The sequence below is a fragment of the Brevundimonas sp. RM1 genome, from assembly GCF_052907225.1.
In genome coordinates this window covers 26,494-41,463 of sequence record NZ_JBRERY010000008.1, presented here as the reverse complement: position 1 = coordinate 41,463, position 14,970 = coordinate 26,494, and the positions used below count along the sequence as shown (strand labels likewise).

Sequence of the window (14,970 nt, the reverse complement as noted above, 5' to 3'; positions counted from 1 at the left end):
CCCGGCTTGGGATCAGAAGCGAACGGCCCGCGCGCGGTTCAGTTCAGATGAAAACGGCGTTCGTCATCGGGCCGATAGGGTTAGGCCAGGGCGGCGAAGCTGCGCTCTTCCTCGATCGTCCGCATCGGGGCGGCGAACGGCCGCTGCGCCAGAAGGTCGGCGTAGACGTCCAGATACCGCCGCGCCATGGCCGTAGCCGAGAAGCGCAGGTCGAACCGCGCGCGGATCGCCTCCCGGTCCAGCCGGTGCGCCTCGGCGGCGGCGGCGACCGCCTCGTCCATGGATGAGACCAGGAAGCCGGTGGCCCCGTCCTCTATGATCTCGGGCGTCGAGCCGCAGGCGAAGGCGACGACGGGCGTGCCGCAGGCCATGGCCTCGATCATCACCAGGCCGAACGGCTCGGGCCAGTCGATGGGGAAGAGCAGGGCCTCGGCCCCGCCCAGGAAGGCGGACTTCTCCGCATCGCCGATCTCGCCGACGAACTCGACCAGGGGATTGCCGCGCACCAGCGGTTCGATTTCGGTCTCCCAATAGGCGCGGTCGGCGGCGTCGATCTTGGCGGCGATCTTCAGCGGCTTGTTCAGCCGGGTCGCGATCTCGATGGCGCGGTCGGGCCGCTTTTCGGGCGAGATACGGCCCAGGAAGGCGAGATAGCCCTGCGACTGGGGCGAGAAGCGATAGAGATCGCCCGGCATGCCGTGATGCACGGTCGCCCGCCAGTTGGCGTGGGGCAGGGGACGCCGCTGATCGTCGGAGATCGACACCAGGCCGTACTCCGTCCAGCGTTCGTAGATCGGAGCGAGATCCTTCAGGTCCAGTCGCCCGTGCAGGGTCGTCACCGTCTTGTCCGCCCAGCCTTCGAAGAAGGGAAAGTGGATCATGTCGGTGTGGAAATGGATGACGTCGAAACGGTCGGCGCGGTCCAGCACCTCGGCCAACTGGGCCATGTGGGCCGCCAGATCGGACTTCAACGCGGCGGGGTCCAGACGGATGGCCTGATCACGGACGGAGATCAGGCGGGCGCGCGTGCGCGCATCGGCGCTGGCGAACAGGGTGACGTCGTGGCCCAACTCGACCAGGGCGTCGGTCAGGTGGGCGACCACGCGCTCCGTGCCGCCGTAAAGCCGGGGCGGCACGGCCTCGTACAAGGGCGTGACTTGGGCGATTTTCATGGCAGGCTCCTGCGTCGCGTGAAGACGCGACGCCGAAACCTCAATCCGCCCAGGATCGCCGGGTTCCAGCGTTGCCGGAACGATATTCTTCAACGCCGCCTGTAGGTTATGAGGCGGTGAGAAGCGTCGGCCTTACTGCATCCCGGCGCGGATTTCGGCGCGCAGGGCGTCGATGGGGCGCAGGCCCGTATCCGTCTTGAAGCGCCAATAGGTCCAGCCGTTGCACGCCGGGGCGTTCTCCAGCAGGGCGCCTAGCTTGTGGATCGAGCCGGTCAGGGCGCCGGACACCAGCGAACCGTCGGCCCGCACCCGCGCCTCGCGCTCGCCCTTGGGGCAGTACAGCTTGTCGCCCGGCGCCAGCAGCCCGGCCTCGACCAGGGCGCCGAAGGGCACCTTGGGCTCGGCCTTCTTGGAGCCGGTGACGACCAGGTCTTCCGGCGCGGCGGGGATGACGGCCTTGATGCGCTTTTCGGCCAGTTTGGCGTAGGTCTCGTCGCGTTCGATGCCGATGAAGCGGCGACCCAGGCGCTTGGCCGCCGCCCCCGTCGTGCCGGTGCCGAAGAAGGGGTCCAGCACCACGTCGCCGACGCGGCTGGCCGACAGCAGCACGCGGTGCAGCAGGGCCTCGGGCTTCTGGGTCGGGTGGGCCTTGTCGCCGTTCTCGTCCTTCAGCCGCTCGCCGCCGGTGCACAGGGCCAGGGTCCAGTCCGAGCGCATCTGGGTGTCTTCGTTGAAGGCCTTCAGCGCGTCGTAGTTGAAGGTGTAGCGTTTCTGCTCACGCGACTTGGCGGCCCAGATCAGCGTCTCATGCGCGTTGGTGAAGCGCGTGCCCTTGAAGTTCGGCATCGGGTTCGACTTGCGCCAGATGATGTCGTTCAGCACCCAGAAGCCCAGATCCTGCATCGCCGCGCCCAGGCGGAAGATGTTGTGATAGCTGCCGATGACCCAGAGCGAGCCTTCGTCCTTCAGCACGCGGCGGCACTCGCCCAGCCAGGCGCGGGTGAAGGCGTCATAGGCGGCGAAGCTGTCGAACTTGTCCCAGTCGTCGTCGACCGCGTCGACCTTGGAGTTGTCGGGACGCAGCAGGTCGCCGCCCAGCTGCAGGTTATAGGGCGGGTCGGCGAAGACCATGTCCACCGACTTGTCCGGCAGGCCCTTCAGCACCTCGATGCAGTCGCCACGCAGGATGACGTCGGTCTTCAACTCGGACATGGAAAAGCGGCCCCGGACAGATGAGACGCTTATGGTGAATCCTTACGGTTAAGGCGGAGTAACCAAGATTCAGATCCGGCCCTGTCTCTGCGAGGAGAGAACGAACGAAGGGGTATGCAAATCACATACTGTCTGGGCTATGACGCGAAGATGATCCGTCGTCTTCGCCCCGTTCCGTTCGCCCTTGGGCCTGTCCACTTCGTCGGTATCGGCGGCATCGGCATGAGCGGCATCGCCGAGATCATGCTGAAGATCGGCTATCAGGTGCAGGGCTCTGACGCCAAGGCCAGCGCCAACACCGAGCGGCTCGAGAAGCTGGGCGCCCGCATCTACATCGGCCACGACGCCGCCCATGTGACCGAGGGCGTCTCGGCGGTGGTCTATTCCACGGCGGTCAAGTCGACCAACCCCGAGCTGGCGGTGGCGCGCGAACGCCGCATTCCTCTGGTGCGCCGGGCCGAGATGCTGGCCGAGCTGATGCGGCTGCAGTTCTCGATCGGCGTGGGCGGCACGCACGGCAAGACGACGACGACCTCGATGGTCGCAGCCCTGCTGGACGCAGGCTCGCTGGACCCGACGGTGGTTAACGGCGGCATCATCAACGCCTATGGCACCAACGCGAAGGTCGGCGAGGGCGACTGGATGGTGGTCGAGGCGGACGAGAGCGACGGCTCCTTCCTGCGCCTAAAATGCACCGTGGCGATCATCACCAACATCGACCCGGAGCACCTGGACCACTACGGCGATTTCGACGCGGTGAAGAAGGCGTTCGGCGACTTCATCGAAGACATTCCCTTCTACGGCTTCGGCGTGGTCTGTCTGGATCATCCCGAGGTGCAGAAGCTGGCGGCCCAGATCGACAACCGCCGTCTGGTCACCTACGGCCTGAACCCTCAGGCCATGGTCCGCGCCGACAATGTGCGCATGGACCCGGACGGCTCGCGCTTCGACGTGGTGATCCAGGGGCAGGGCATGGCCGCCCTGGGCGAGCCTGCGCGCATCGAGAACCTGCACCTGCCGATGGCGGGTTGGCACAACGTCTCCAACGCCCTGGCCGCCATCGCCGTGGCGCGCGAGATCGGGGTGGACGATGACGCCATTCGCGCCGGCCTGGCCGGCTTCGGCGGGGTCAAGCGCCGCTTCACCACCACGGGCGTGGCTCATGGGGTGCGCGTCATCGACGACTACGGCCACCATCCGGTCGAGATCGCCGCCGTGCTTAAGGCCGCGCGCCAGGTGGTGCAGAACGCCGACAACACCGGCCGCGTCATCGCCGTGGTCCAGCCGCACCGCTACACCCGCCTGCGCGATCTGATGGAGGACTTCTCCACCTGCTTCTCGGACGCCGACAGCGTTCTGGTCGCCGACGTCTATCCGGCGGGCGAGCAGCCGATCGAGGGCGTCGACAAGCACGCCCTGGTCGAGGGCGTCCGCCGCTACGGCCACCGCCACGTCGCCGCGCTGGAGAACGCCGCCGTCCTGCCGCGCGTCATCAAGGATGAGGCCAAGCCCGGCGATCTGGTGGTCCTGCTGGGCGCCGGCGACATCACCAGCTGGGCCTACGCCCTGCCGGCGCAGCTGGAGGCGTTGGCTTAATCTCATGCTCCCGATCATCCCGGCGGACGCCGGGATCTAGTGAGAGCTTCACGACGAAGCCTTGCCGCCCTACATCGGATCAACGTCAAACGGCTGGATGCAGCCAAAGCACTGAATCCCGGCGTCGTCCGCCGGGATGAGCGGATTTATCGGATGGCCTGGACTGACAACCTCCCCGCCGTGCGCGGCAAGCTGCTGCTGAACGAGCCGCTGGGGCCCTACACCTGGTTCCGCGTGGGCGGGGCGGCGGACGCCCTGTTCATTCCGGCGGACGCCGATGATCTGGCCGACTTCCTCAAGGCCCTGCCCGAGGACGTGCCGGTGACGGCCATCGGCGTCGGCTCGAACCTGATCGTGCGCGACGGCGGGGTCGAGGGCGTGGTGATCCGTCTGGCGGGCCGCGCCTGGGGGCAGGTGACGACCGACGGCGTCACGGTCACGGCGGGCGCAGGCGCGCTGGACAGCATGGTGGCGCGCGCCTCGGCCAAGGCGGGCATCGCCGGGCTGGAGTTCTATGCGGGCATCCCCGGCTCGATCGGCGGCGCCCTGACGATGAATGCGGGCTGCTATGGCTCCGAGACGAAAGACGTGCTGGTTTCGGCCTGGGGCCTGAACCGCAAGGGCGAGCGGGTCGAATTGGCCCTGGCCGACTTCGGCTACACCTACCGTCACTCGAACGCTCCGGCCGACATCATCTGGGTCGAGGCGACCTATCGCGGGACGCCCGACGCGCCCGAGGCTGTCGCCGCCCGGATCAACGAGATCACCGAGCGCCGCGAGAAGACCCAGCCGATCCGCGAGAAGACCGGCGGCTCGACCTTCAAGAACCCGGACGGCCATTCCTCGTGGAAGCTGGTCGACGAGGCGGGCTGGCGTGGCAAGCTGCACGCCGCGCCTGCACCGCATGGGGGCGGCGGCGCGAAGTTCAGCGAGTTGCACTCCAATTTCATGATCAACCCCGGCGAGGCGACCGCCGCCGATATCGAGGGGCTGGGCGAAGCGGTTCGCGCCGACGTGTTGGAAAAGACGGGCGTGCAGCTGAACTGGGAAATCAAGCGGATCGGGCGTCCGTAATCCTTCTCCCCTTGTGGGAGAAGGTGGCCCGTCAGGGCCGGATGAGGGGTGTCGACGCGACGTTCCCTAATCCTGGCCCCAATCCCAGCCGCTTGCCCGTATCCTCGCATCCCTCATCCGTCTTGCTCCGCAAGCCACCTTCTCCCTCAAGGGGAGAAGGAAGAGGGTGACGAATTTCCTTCCACGACCCCGTATCGTTTCCAACCGGTTAACCGTATTCAGGGCATAGGGGTGGGCTAGTCTTCGGATGTCGCCATGCGTACGCCCTTGAACACCCTCCATGTCGCTGTCCTGATGGGCGGCCTGTCGTCGGAACGCGAGGTCTCGCTGTCCTCGGGGCGCGGCTGCGCGGACGCCCTGGAGGGACAGGTCGCCAAGGTCACGCGCGTCGACGCCGGTCGCGACCTGGCTCAGGTGCTGACGGCGCTGAAGCCCGACGTCGTTTTCAACGCCCTGCACGGCAAATGGGGCGAGGACGGTTGCGTCCAGGGCATCCTGGAAACGCTCAAGATTCCCTACACCCACTCCGGCGTCCTGGCCTCGGCCCTGGCGATGGACAAGGACAAGTCCAAGGCCGTGCTGCACGCGGCGGGCGTCATCGTGCCCGGCGGCGGCCTGTTCGACCGGCATGAAGTGGCGTCGCGCCACGTCATCGACCCGCCCTATGTGGTCAAGCCGAACGCCGAGGGCTCCTCGGTCGGCGTCTTCCTAGTGCGCGAGGGCGCCAACCGTCCGGTGGCCGAGGTCGGCGCCGAGGACTGGACCTATGGCGATCAGGTCATGGTCGAGCCCTTCATCCCCGGCAAGGAGCTGGCGGTCAGCGTGATCGGCGAGGCGACCGGCCCGCGCGCCCTGACCATCACCGACATCACCCCGACCAAGGGCTTCTACGACTACGAGGCCAAATATGCGCCCGGCGGCTCGCGGCACGTCCTGCCCGCCGAGTTGCCCTCGCACGTCTTTGACAAGGCTTTACGTCAGGCCGAGCTGGCCCACGCGGCCATGGGGTGCCGAGGCGTCTCCCGCGCCGACTTCCGTTATGACGATGTTAACGACGTTCTCGTTCTGTTGGAGGTGAACACCCAGCCCGGCATGACCCCGACCTCGCTCGTCCCCGAGCAGGCGGCCTTTGTCGGTATGGATTATCGCGAACTGGTTCGTTGGATGGTGGAGGACGCCTCATGCCCGCGGTAGTGCGCGGCGGTCGGCGACAGTCTTCGGGCAAGGGCGGGGCGCGCGGCGCTCCGTCCGGCCGCGCGGCCGAGATCGGCCGTCTGGACATGTCGCCGCGCGTCGTGGCGGCGACCCTGGTGGTCGGCGTCGGCATACTGGCGGCCGTGCTGGCCACGGGCGCACGGGCCGAGCGTATCTCGACGGCTGTCTCCGAACGCTTTGACTCGGTCACGACAGGCATGGGTCTGAAGGTGCGTCAGGTCCACGTCACCGGCGCCTCGCCCGAGGCCGCCGCCGCCGTGCGCGCCGCCGTCGGCGTCCATGCCGACCAGCCCATCGTCAGCCTCGATCTGGCCGCCGTGCGCGAACGTGTGCAGTCGGTCGGCTGGGTCAAGGAGGCGCGCGTGGTGCGCCTGCTGCCCGACACCCTGATCGTCGACGTCAAGGAACACGACCGTCTCGCCGTCTGGCAGGTGGGCGGCAAGGCGCACGTCATCGACGCGCAAGGGATCGTCATTCCCGGCGCCGACGCGGGCCGCTATCCCCGACTGCCGCTGGTGGTGGGAAAGGGCGCGGATCAGGCCGCCTCCGACGTCCTGCCCCTGCTGGCCCAGCGCCCGCGTCTGATGGCCAAGGTGGACGCCCTGGTCCGCGTGGACGAACGCCGCTGGGATCTGCGCCTCAAGGACGGCGCCCTGATCCAGCTGCCCGCCGTGGATCAGGAATCCGCCCTCATCCGCCTCGACGCCCTGGACCAGCGCGAACGCCTGCTGGACCTGGGCTTCGCCCGCATCGACCTTCGCACGCCGGAGGAAGTGGCCGTTCGCCCTTCCGAAGGCGCCGCTTGACCCTCTGACCCCTTAGGACACGACCCCATGGTTGGACGCAGCCGAGACATGAAGCCGGAACAGGGCAGGGGCGCGCCGCGCGCGCCGGTCGTGGCCGCGCTCGATCTCGGCCAGGCCAAGGTCGCCTGCTTCATCATGAAGCCCGACGGCGTGCGCCACGCCGACCGCACCATCCGCGTCGCCGGCGCCGGCCACGTCCAGTCGCGCGGCGTCAAGGGCGGGGCCATCGTCAACATGGACGAGACGGCCCAGGCCATCGGCCACGCCGTCGAACGCGCCGAGCGCGCGGCGGGCGCTCCTGTCTCCGGCGTCGTCGTCACCACGGCCATCGGCCAGATGGCCAGCCACCGGGTGCAGGCGCGCGTCTCGCTCGGCTCACACCCGATTAGCGACGCGGATCTGGCCCGCGCCATCGGCATGGCCCTGGCGCAGATCCGCCTGCCCAACCGTCGTCCGATCCACGTCCTGCCCATCGCCTGGTCGGTGGACGGGGCGCGCGGCGTCCACGACCCGCGCTCGATGCGCGGCGGCTCGCTGGGGCTGGACCTGCTGGTCGTCTCCATGTCCGAGGGGTCGTTCAACGCCCTCAGCCACTGCCTCGAACTGGCCCACCTGGACCTGCAGGGCGTGGCCGCCGCGCCCGTCGTTTCCTCCCTCGCCGCGCTGGAAGAGGATGAGATGGAGCTGGGCGCCCTGTGCATCGACATGGGCGGCGGTTCGACCTCGGCGGCGGTCTGGGGCGGTCGCTCCCTGCTGCATATCGAAAGCCTGAACGTCGGCGGCGACCATGTGACCGCCGACATCGCCCGCGGCCTGTCGACCTCGCGCGTCGGCGCCGAACGACTGAAGACCCTCCACGGCTCGGCCATGGCTTCGGCCAATGAAGACCGCGAAATGCTGGAAGCTCCGCCGCGCGGCGAGGACGCCTCGGCCGGTCCGGTCATCGTCCCGCGCGCCATGCTCAAGACCGTCATCGCCCCGCGCGTCGAAGAGACGCTGGAGCTGCTGCGCGACCGCCTGAAGCACGCCGGGCTGGGCCTCGAACCCGGCGCGGGCCTGGTCCTGACCGGCGGCGCCAGCCAGCTGAACGGCGTGCGCGAGCTGGCCGTGCGCGTCTTCGACCGCCCGGTGCGCCTGGGCCGCCCGCAACGCGCGCCCCACCTGGCCGACGCCGCCGCCGGCCCTGCCTTTTGCTCAGCCGCAGGCGTCCTTCTGCGCGCCGCCTACGGTCCGCGCGAGGCCGTCTCCGCCCGCAAGCTGATGTCCCGCCAGATCACAGCGGCGGATGCGCCCAAGGTCCACCGTGGCGGTATGGTGGCGCGCGCGGCGGGCTGGCTGCGGGATAATCTGTGAGTTTTTGGCGCGCTCCCTCCTTGAAAGACTAGAGCCATGCTCCTGCTTTCGCACAACTACGTGACGTCGTCATCGCCTCTGACGGCGATGTCTTTTGAGGCTATTGATAACACGGGGTTCACCAACATCGCCGAGGCGCTGAACTAGCAACCGCTGGCGGGCGCCCCGGTCATGCTGGATGGCGATTAGCAGGGTTGCGATCTTGGCCTTCGTATCGTGAACTTGTTTAACCTGGGCATCAACCGCCCCTCAATCTTCTCTGGCGCTGGTGCGGACAATCGAGTTGACTGCTCGAGGATCGGAAAATGGCAATGAAGATGGTGCGGTTTCGGTCGCACCCTTTTTTATTGAACTTGGTCGGGTGAACCGCTGGGGGTGGTCTGAAAGCCGACTCACGCTATTCATGGTAACCCTTCGTTAACGCAGTCAGGGTTTTCCTTAACGCGCTCATAACCAATGCGATTCGGCGGGGAGTTCGCATCGGGGACGAAGGGCAGGGTCCTTAGGTCGGAATAATACAATGTCTCTCTCGCTGGTCAGGCCGGAAGCTACGGAATTGAAGCCCCGCATCGTCGTCTTCGGCGTAGGCGGAGCGGGCGGAAACGCGGTCAACAACATGATCGACTCCGGCCTTGAGGGCGTGGAGTTCGTCGTCGCCAACACCGACGCCCAGCATCTGAGCTTCGCCAAGACCGACCGCCGCATCCAGCTGGGCGAGACGATCACGCAAGGGTTGGGCGCGGGCGCCCACCCCGAAGTCGGCATGAACGCCGCCGAGGAGAGCGCGGACGAGATCCATGCGCACCTGGAAGGCGCGCACATGGTCTTCATCACCTGCGGCATGGGCGGCGGCACCGGCACCGGCGCGGCGCCGGTCATCGCCAAATGCGCGCGTGATCGCGGCATCCTGACCGTCGGCGTGGTGACCAAGCCCTTCACCTTCGAGGGTCGTCACCGGATGCGCCTGGCCGACGCGGGCGTGGCCGAGCTGCAGCGCTACGTCGACACTCTGATCGTCATTCCGAACCAGAACCTGTTCCGCGTCGCCAACGAACGCACCACCTTCTCCGACGCCTTCGGCATGGCGGACCAGGTGCTGCACTCGGGCGTCCGCTCGATCACCGACCTGATGATCCTGCCGGGTCTGATCAACCTCGACTTCGCCGACGTCCGCGCCGTGATGAGCGAGATGGGCAAGGCCATGATGGGCACGGGCGAGGCCACGGGCGACGACCGCGCCCTGCTGGCGGCGCAGAACGCCATCGCCAACCCGCTGCTGGACGAGACCAGCCTGAAGGGCGCCAAGGCCGTGCTGGTGAACATCACCGGCGGCATGGACATGACCCTGCTGGAAGTCGACGAGGCCGCCAACGCCATCGCCGGCGAAGTGGACGGCGACGCCAACATCATCTTCGGCGCCGCCTTCGATCCGGCCCTGGACGGCAAGATCCGCGTCTCGGTCGTCGCGACCGGCATGGATGAAGCAGTCATCCAGCAGATCGAGCCGCAGGGCCAGAGCTTCGGCCGCACCGGCGGCCTGCCGAACGCGGCGCCGCGTCAGCCGGAAGTCCGCATCGATCCGGTGCGCGAAGCCGCGCCGCAGCCGGCGCCCGCTCCGATCTATGAAGCTCCGGCCGCGCGTGCGCCTGAGCCGAAGATCGAAGCCAAGCCCGAGCCGGTCATCCGTGACGCGCCGCGCAATCTGGAGCCGATCGTCGATCCGTGGGTCGAGGAATATGAGCAGAGCGCCGGTCGGGCCCAACCCGCCGCCTCTTCCGAGCAGGGCGACCTCTATTTCGACCGTGCGCCGCAGCGTCAGCAGCCGGCGCCGCAGCAACCGGCCCAGCGTCCGGCCGCCCGTCATGAAGAGCCCGCCGAGGAGCCCTTCTACGACGAGCGCGACCATCGCCGCAGCGGTTGGAGCCTGTTCGGCCGCAAGCGTCAGCAGCCGCAGCAGCAACAGTCCTATGCGCCGCCGCCGTCGTCGAACCGCACGACCCAGCAACTGCGCCAGACCCAGGCGATGCAGCCCCAGCAGCAAGATCCGCAGGTGGGCCAGTCCGAGGATGACGACCTGGAGATCCCTTCCTTTCTCCGCCGCCTCGCGAACTGATCGGCCTAAGAAGCCCTGAAACAGAAACGCCCCGGAGCCGACCTCCGGGGCGTTTTTGCGTGTGGGGACGGGGGCTGGGACGTGTCGCCGAACCGAAACAATCCGAAACCCGACTTTCATTTCGGGCTTGAGCGCCGAGGCGTAAACGACAGGTGAGGCGAAGACCGTCCCGTTTGGGGCGGGTCGCGCAACAGAGAGTTTCCGAGTGACGGTCCGCAACGACCAGTACGAACAGACCATCGTCGCCCCGGCCATCTGCGCCGGCGTCGGCGTGCACACCGGCCGCCGCGTGCGTCTGGTCGTGCGCCCGGCTGCGCCCGGCCACGGCATCGTCTTCGTGCGCACGGACGTCACCGACCGCGACAACCGCATCCCCGTCTCGGGCGAGGCGGTCGTGGACGCGCGCCTGAACACCATGATCGAGAACGCGGCGGGCGTGCGCCTGTCGACGATCGAACACCTGATGGCCGCCCTGGCCGCCCTGGGCGTCTCCAACGCCGTGATCGAGGTGGACGGGCCGGAACTGCCGATCCTGGACGGCTCGGCGCTGCAGTTCGTGCAACTGCTGGACCGCGCGGGCTTCCGCCGTCAGGAAGCGCCCCAGACCTATATCGAGATCCTGAAGCCCATCCGGGTGGAGGAGGGCGACAAGTCCGCCGTTCTTAAGCCCTGCGACCGCTATGAGATGCGCTTCGAGATCGAATTCCCCACGCCGGTCATCGGCCATCAGGTGGTGGATTTCGTGGTGGACGAGGCGACCTTCCGTTCGGACATCATGGCGGCCCGCACCTTTGGCTTCGCCCATGAGGTCGAGGCCCTGCGTCAGGCCGGTCTGGCCCGCGGCGGCTCGCTGGAGAACGCCGTGGTCATCGACGGCGACCAGATCCTGAACCCCGGCGGCCTGCGCATGGAGCGCGAATTCGTGCGCCACAAGGCGCTGGACGCCATCGGCGACCTGTATGTGCTCGGCGCGCCGCTGCTGGGTCGCTATGAAGGCGTCAAGGCGGGCCACGCCCTGAACAACAAGCTGGTCCGCGCCCTGCTGGCTCAGCCGGATGCGTGGCGCGAGACGGTTCGCGTGCCCGACATGGCGATGGCGGGCTGACCGCTTCCTTCTCCCCTTGAGGGAGAAGGTGGCAGGCGGAGCCTGACGGATGAGGGGTGTGATCGCCCGGGCATCCGGATGGGCGCGTCGCCGTCCTCGCTAATTTTTAGATGCCGGCTGACACCCCTCATCCGAGCGCCTCCGGCGCCCACCTTCTCCCTCAAGGGGAGAAGGGTCAGGTGAGGGTGATTGCTGAGATCAACCGGCCGAAGTCGGGCTCGCCCGCCAGATAGGCGCGACGGTTGGAGTAGAAGCGCCCTTCATCGGCGCGCGTGTCGTCGCCGGTCCAGGCCGCCTCGCCGACGCCCGCCTGCTCCAGCCGCCACAGGACGAAGCCGGGCAGGTCGAACTGGCGCTTGTCGTCCGTCGCGCCGGGGGCGAAGAAGCGTTCGCTGCCGGGATCGTGGTGGGCGAAGCGGTCCTGATAGTCGGCGCCGACCTCATAGGAGGCCTGGGCGATGCAGGGGCCGACGACGGCGACGATGCGCGACGACTCGGCGCCCAGCGCCTGCATGGCCGCGACCGTCGAGTGGATGACGCCGCCAAGAGCGCCCTTCCAGCCTGCGTGGGCGGCGCCGATGACGCCCGCCTCGGCGTCGGCGAACAGCACGGGGGCGCAGTCCGCGGTCAGGACGGTCAGCACCGGCCCCTTCACGCCCGCGACCACGGCGTCACCCTCGGGGCGTTCTCCGGCCCAGCCGCTTTCGGCCACGCGGGCGACGGCGGAGTGGACCTGATAGCATCCGCACAGGTCGTCGGCGGCGCCGCCCATCCATTCGGCGACGCGGCGGCGGTTCTCGGCGACGTGGGCCGGGTCGTCCTTGGAGCCTACGCCCGCGTTCAATCCGGCGTAGATGCCGTCCGATACGCCGCCCGCACGGGTGAAGAATCCGTGGCGCACCCCGGCCCTGGTCAGCAGCGGATGGGTGATGGGGTTCAGGCTCATGCGGCGCCCTCCAGTCCGAAACGGGCGGCGTCGATGGCGGCCTGAACGGCCTTGCGGGCCTGGGGGCTGTTCTTCCAGCAGGTCGAGCCGACGCTGGCGGCTGCTCCGGCGCAGACGACGGCCGCGTCGGCCTGGGCCAGACGGGCGAAGCCGCCGACGCCCAGTTCTTCCAGCCGCTGGATTACCTTGGGACCGACGCCCTTGGTCGCCAACAGGATCCGGCGCTCATGCTTGGTGAAGGTCATGGCCGCATCAGTCTCCATCATCGGGCGGGCCGCGTCAGAAGCCCGGCAGGGCCAGTGAACGGGGCGAGAAGATCGCCGTCGCCTTGAATAGCTCGCCCATCTGATCTGGCGCGGTCAGGCGATCCAGCTGGCGCTGGATCACCGGGGCGGCTTCGGGGCGTCCCTGCATCAACCGCTGGGCGCGAGCTTCGATCCCCAGCGCCTTCAGGAAGGCGCCCTGGCTGACGCAGCCGGTGACGTCGGCGCCGCCGCGCACGGCGGCCTCCAGCACCAGGGGGAAGTCGGCCCACTGCGTCAGGTCGGCCTCGCCCGGCGTCGACAGGGGATCAACCTTCTGGTGCCGCCGCAGGGCCTGAAGCGTGTCGCCCGCCTCGGGCTTGCTGCGGCCGTAGTCGATCAGCAGGGCGGCGCCGGATGCGGCGCGGATCAGGCTGGCCAGATCGCGGCCGAAGGCGGCCTGCTGTTCCGAAATCTCGATGATCTGGCCCGGTTCGACGTCAAATCCCGGCGTCTCGAAGCCGTCGGCGATGGCGGTCAGGCCGAAGGTCAGTTCATCAGCGTCGGTGACGCCGATGCGGCGCTCGGCCCAGCCGCCCTCGGTCTTGATGAACTGGCGCGCGGGCAGGCAGTCCAGCACCTCATTGGCGATCAGGATGACAGGGGCGTCCGTCTCGATCTTGTGCAGGGCGCTGAGCCAGCGCGGATGCGCGTCGGCGTCGGCCAGTCGCCGCGCCTGCTCGGCGCGCAAGGGGGCGCTGGGCTCGATCAGGATCAGGTCGACCGCCTGCAGGAAGCCGGGGACCAGCCGCGCCGCGCGCAGCACGTCGGACATCAGCGTGCCGTCGCCCGGCCCGACCTCGACCAGCCGCACCCGCTCGGGCGCGCCCAGACGGGTCCAGGTCTCGACCGCCCACAGGCCGATCAGTTCGCCGAACATCTGGCTGACCATGGGGGCGGTGATGAAGTCGCCCCGCTCGCCCAGCGCCGGTCGGGTGGCGTAATAGCCGCCCTTTGGGTCGTGCAGGCATCGGGTGACGTAGTCCGCCACCGTCATCGGCCCGGTCAGCACGATCTCGCGGACCAGGCGGTCCTTGAGCGTCTCCGCCATGATGGTCTTACGCCTCCGTGACGGCCGGCTTCTTCAGCGCCCGCCAGATCAGCCAGGCGCCGACCAGCATCATCGGGATCGACAGGATCATGCCCATGGTCAGGCCCAGCGGCAGGTTCTCCAGCCCGGCGTCGGGCTGACGCACGTTCTCCAGCGCGGCGCGGCAGACGCCGTAGCCCAGCAGGAACAGGCCGGTGACGAAGCCGGGACGCTTCAGCATCCGCCACTTCCAGATCGCCAGCGACAGGATGACGAACAGCAGCAGGCCCTCCAGCCCCGCCTCATACAGCTGGCTGGGGTGGCGCGGCTCGTTGCCGGCGGGGCAGAAGCCGTACATCTGCTGGATGCGTTCGTTGCAGAAGCGGATGGCCCAGGGAACCGTCGTTTCGCGCCCCCACAGCTCGCCGTTGATGAAGTTGGCGATGCGGCCAAAGAACAGACCCAGCGGCGCGACCGGGGCGATCAGGTCGCCCAGGCTGAGCGGGTTCACCTTCTGGCGATTGGCGTAGAGGGTGATGGCGATGACGACGCCCAGGAAGCCGCCGTGGAAGCTCATCCCGCCGGTCCACAGCTGCAGCAGCTCCAGCCGCTCGCCCCAGCTGTCGCCGGTGAACAACTGAGCGAACATCTCCGGCTTGTAGAAGAGGGCGTAGCCGAAACGACCGCCCAGGATGACGCCCAGCGTGATCCACAGCACCAGGTCGTCCAACTGCTGGCCATTCACCGGCGACTTGCCTGGCGCCCACAGCCGCTCGGTCTTGGCCAGACGCGAGGCGTACCACCAGCCCAGGACGATGCCGGCGACATAGGCCAGGGCGTACCAGCGAATGGGCAGGGGGCCGAGGTGGATCAGGACAGGGTCGAATTCGGGAAAGGGCACGGGGCCTCCGTCTGCGCCTTCAGAAGTTGTCCATCGTCTAGCAAGCGGGACTGCATTCGTCGCGCGCTTTTCCCGCGAAGCAGTCTATAGGCCGCAGGCAGGTAAGATTTGGTTTACCCAAATCAATGCACCGTTAACCACGTTC

Annotated in this window: 13 protein-coding genes; 7 read left to right on the top strand and 6 right to left on the bottom strand. The window is 68.1% G+C overall.

Annotated elements, in window-relative coordinates; all coding sequences use genetic code 11:
• Positions 1-80 precede the first annotated feature (80 nt).
• Together ACU5AP_RS09395 and ACU5AP_RS09390 are read right to left on the bottom strand one after the other, a co-directional pair.
• The gene (locus ACU5AP_RS09395) at positions 81-1,172 is read right to left on the bottom strand and encodes a glycosyltransferase family 4 protein (protein ID WP_446681127.1); all 1,092 of its coding nucleotides are present in this window, start codon (positions 1,170-1,172) and stop codon (positions 81-83) included.
• Positions 1,173-1,304: 132 nt separating this feature from the next.
• Positions 1,305-2,384: a site-specific DNA-methyltransferase gene (locus tag ACU5AP_RS09390; protein WP_040344441.1), complete on the bottom strand. Its 1,080-nt coding sequence runs from the start codon at positions 2,382-2,384 to the stop codon at positions 1,305-1,307.
• A 150-nt stretch (positions 2,385-2,534) separates the two neighbouring features.
• Here ACU5AP_RS09390 and murC point away from each other — a divergent pair, with 150 nt between their 5' ends.
• The 7 genes from murC (at position 2,535) to lpxC (ending at position 11,646) form a co-directional block, all read left to right on the top strand.
• Positions 2,535-3,980, top strand: a complete 1,446-nt coding sequence (gene murC / locus ACU5AP_RS09385) for a UDP-N-acetylmuramate--L-alanine ligase (protein ID WP_128719656.1) — start codon at positions 2,535-2,537, stop codon at positions 3,978-3,980.
• A 153-nt stretch (positions 3,981-4,133) separates the two neighbouring features.
• On the top strand, positions 4,134-5,054 hold the full coding sequence (gene murB, locus ACU5AP_RS09380; RefSeq protein ID WP_128719657.1) for a UDP-N-acetylmuramate dehydrogenase: 921 nt from the start codon (positions 4,134-4,136) through the stop codon (positions 5,052-5,054).
• Between the two features lie 255 nt (positions 5,055-5,309).
• Positions 5,310-6,248: a D-alanine--D-alanine ligase gene (locus tag ACU5AP_RS09375; protein WP_128719658.1), complete on the top strand. Its 939-nt coding sequence runs from the start codon at positions 5,310-5,312 to the stop codon at positions 6,246-6,248.
• Entirely contained in the window at positions 6,236-7,075 is an 840-nt protein-coding gene (locus ACU5AP_RS09370) for a cell division protein FtsQ/DivIB (protein WP_128719659.1), read from the top strand. The genes ACU5AP_RS09375 and ACU5AP_RS09370 overlap by 13 nt, the downstream gene beginning before the upstream one ends.
• A gap of 27 nt (positions 7,076-7,102) precedes the next feature.
• Positions 7,103-8,428 (top strand): cell division protein FtsA, encoded by a 1,326-nt coding sequence (gene ftsA / locus ACU5AP_RS09365; RefSeq protein WP_223850933.1) that lies wholly within the window; start codon positions 7,103-7,105, stop codon positions 8,426-8,428.
• 520 nt (positions 8,429-8,948) lie between these two features.
• Complete coding sequence (ftsZ, locus tag ACU5AP_RS09360) at positions 8,949-10,541, top strand: cell division protein FtsZ (protein WP_128719660.1); 1,593 nt, start codon at positions 8,949-8,951, stop codon at positions 10,539-10,541.
• Between the two features lie 205 nt (positions 10,542-10,746).
• The gene (gene lpxC / locus ACU5AP_RS09355) at positions 10,747-11,646 is read left to right on the top strand and encodes a UDP-3-O-acyl-N-acetylglucosamine deacetylase (protein ID WP_128719661.1); all 900 of its coding nucleotides are present in this window, start codon (positions 10,747-10,749) and stop codon (positions 11,644-11,646) included.
• Positions 11,647-11,821: 175 nt separating this feature from the next.
• Here the strand turns inward: lpxC and pgeF are convergent, their stop codons facing one another.
• Genes pgeF through lgt form a run of 4 tightly spaced genes read right to left on the bottom strand, consistent with a single transcriptional unit; the run spans position 11,822 to position 14,825 of the window.
• Positions 11,822-12,592: a peptidoglycan editing factor PgeF gene (gene pgeF / locus ACU5AP_RS09350; RefSeq protein ID WP_446681126.1), complete on the bottom strand. Its 771-nt coding sequence runs from the start codon at positions 12,590-12,592 to the stop codon at positions 11,822-11,824.
• A complete protein-coding gene (locus ACU5AP_RS09345; RefSeq protein ID WP_164918056.1) occupies positions 12,589-12,837 on the bottom strand; it encodes a helix-hairpin-helix domain-containing protein in 249 nt (82 codons plus the stop codon). Before ACU5AP_RS09345 ends, pgeF begins: the two co-directional genes overlap by 4 nt.
• A gap of 34 nt (positions 12,838-12,871) precedes the next feature.
• Positions 12,872-13,945: a class I SAM-dependent methyltransferase gene (locus tag ACU5AP_RS09340; protein WP_128719664.1), complete on the bottom strand. Its 1,074-nt coding sequence runs from the start codon at positions 13,943-13,945 to the stop codon at positions 12,872-12,874.
• Between the two features lie 7 nt (positions 13,946-13,952).
• On the bottom strand, positions 13,953-14,825 hold the full coding sequence (gene lgt, locus ACU5AP_RS09335; protein ID WP_003163553.1) for a prolipoprotein diacylglyceryl transferase: 873 nt from the start codon (positions 14,823-14,825) through the stop codon (positions 13,953-13,955).
• Between the last annotated feature and the right edge of the window lie 145 nt (positions 14,826-14,970).

What these genes read in the sequence shown, in the direction of transcription:
- pgeF (WP_446681126.1), bottom strand. Translation starts at nt 12,592, where the DNA reads ATGAGCCTGAACCCCATCACCCATCCGCTGCTGACCAGGGCCGGGGTG.
- ACU5AP_RS09375 (WP_128719658.1), top strand. Translation starts at nt 5,310, where the DNA reads ATGCGTACGCCCTTGAACACCCTCCATGTCGCTGTCCTGATGGGCGGC.
- ftsA (WP_223850933.1), top strand. Translation starts at nt 7,103, where the DNA reads ATGGTTGGACGCAGCCGAGACATGAAGCCGGAACAGGGCAGGGGCGCG.
- ftsZ (WP_128719660.1), top strand. Translation starts at nt 8,949, where the DNA reads ATGTCTCTCTCGCTGGTCAGGCCGGAAGCTACGGAATTGAAGCCCCGC.
- ACU5AP_RS09370 (WP_128719659.1), top strand. Translation starts at nt 6,236, where the DNA reads ATGCCCGCGGTAGTGCGCGGCGGTCGGCGACAGTCTTCGGGCAAGGGC.
- ACU5AP_RS09340 (WP_128719664.1), bottom strand. Translation starts at nt 13,945, where the DNA reads ATGGCGGAGACGCTCAAGGACCGCCTGGTCCGCGAGATCGTGCTGACC.
- murB (WP_128719657.1), top strand. Translation starts at nt 4,134, where the DNA reads ATGGCCTGGACTGACAACCTCCCCGCCGTGCGCGGCAAGCTGCTGCTG.
- ACU5AP_RS09390 (WP_040344441.1), bottom strand. Translation starts at nt 2,384, where the DNA reads ATGTCCGAGTTGAAGACCGACGTCATCCTGCGTGGCGACTGCATCGAG.
- ACU5AP_RS09395 (WP_446681127.1), bottom strand. Translation starts at nt 1,172, where the DNA reads ATGAAAATCGCCCAAGTCACGCCCTTGTACGAGGCCGTGCCGCCCCGG.
- ACU5AP_RS09345 (WP_164918056.1), bottom strand. Translation starts at nt 12,837, where the DNA reads ATGACCTTCACCAAGCATGAGCGCCGGATCCTGTTGGCGACCAAGGGC.
- murC (WP_128719656.1), top strand. Translation starts at nt 2,535, where the DNA reads ATGATCCGTCGTCTTCGCCCCGTTCCGTTCGCCCTTGGGCCTGTCCAC.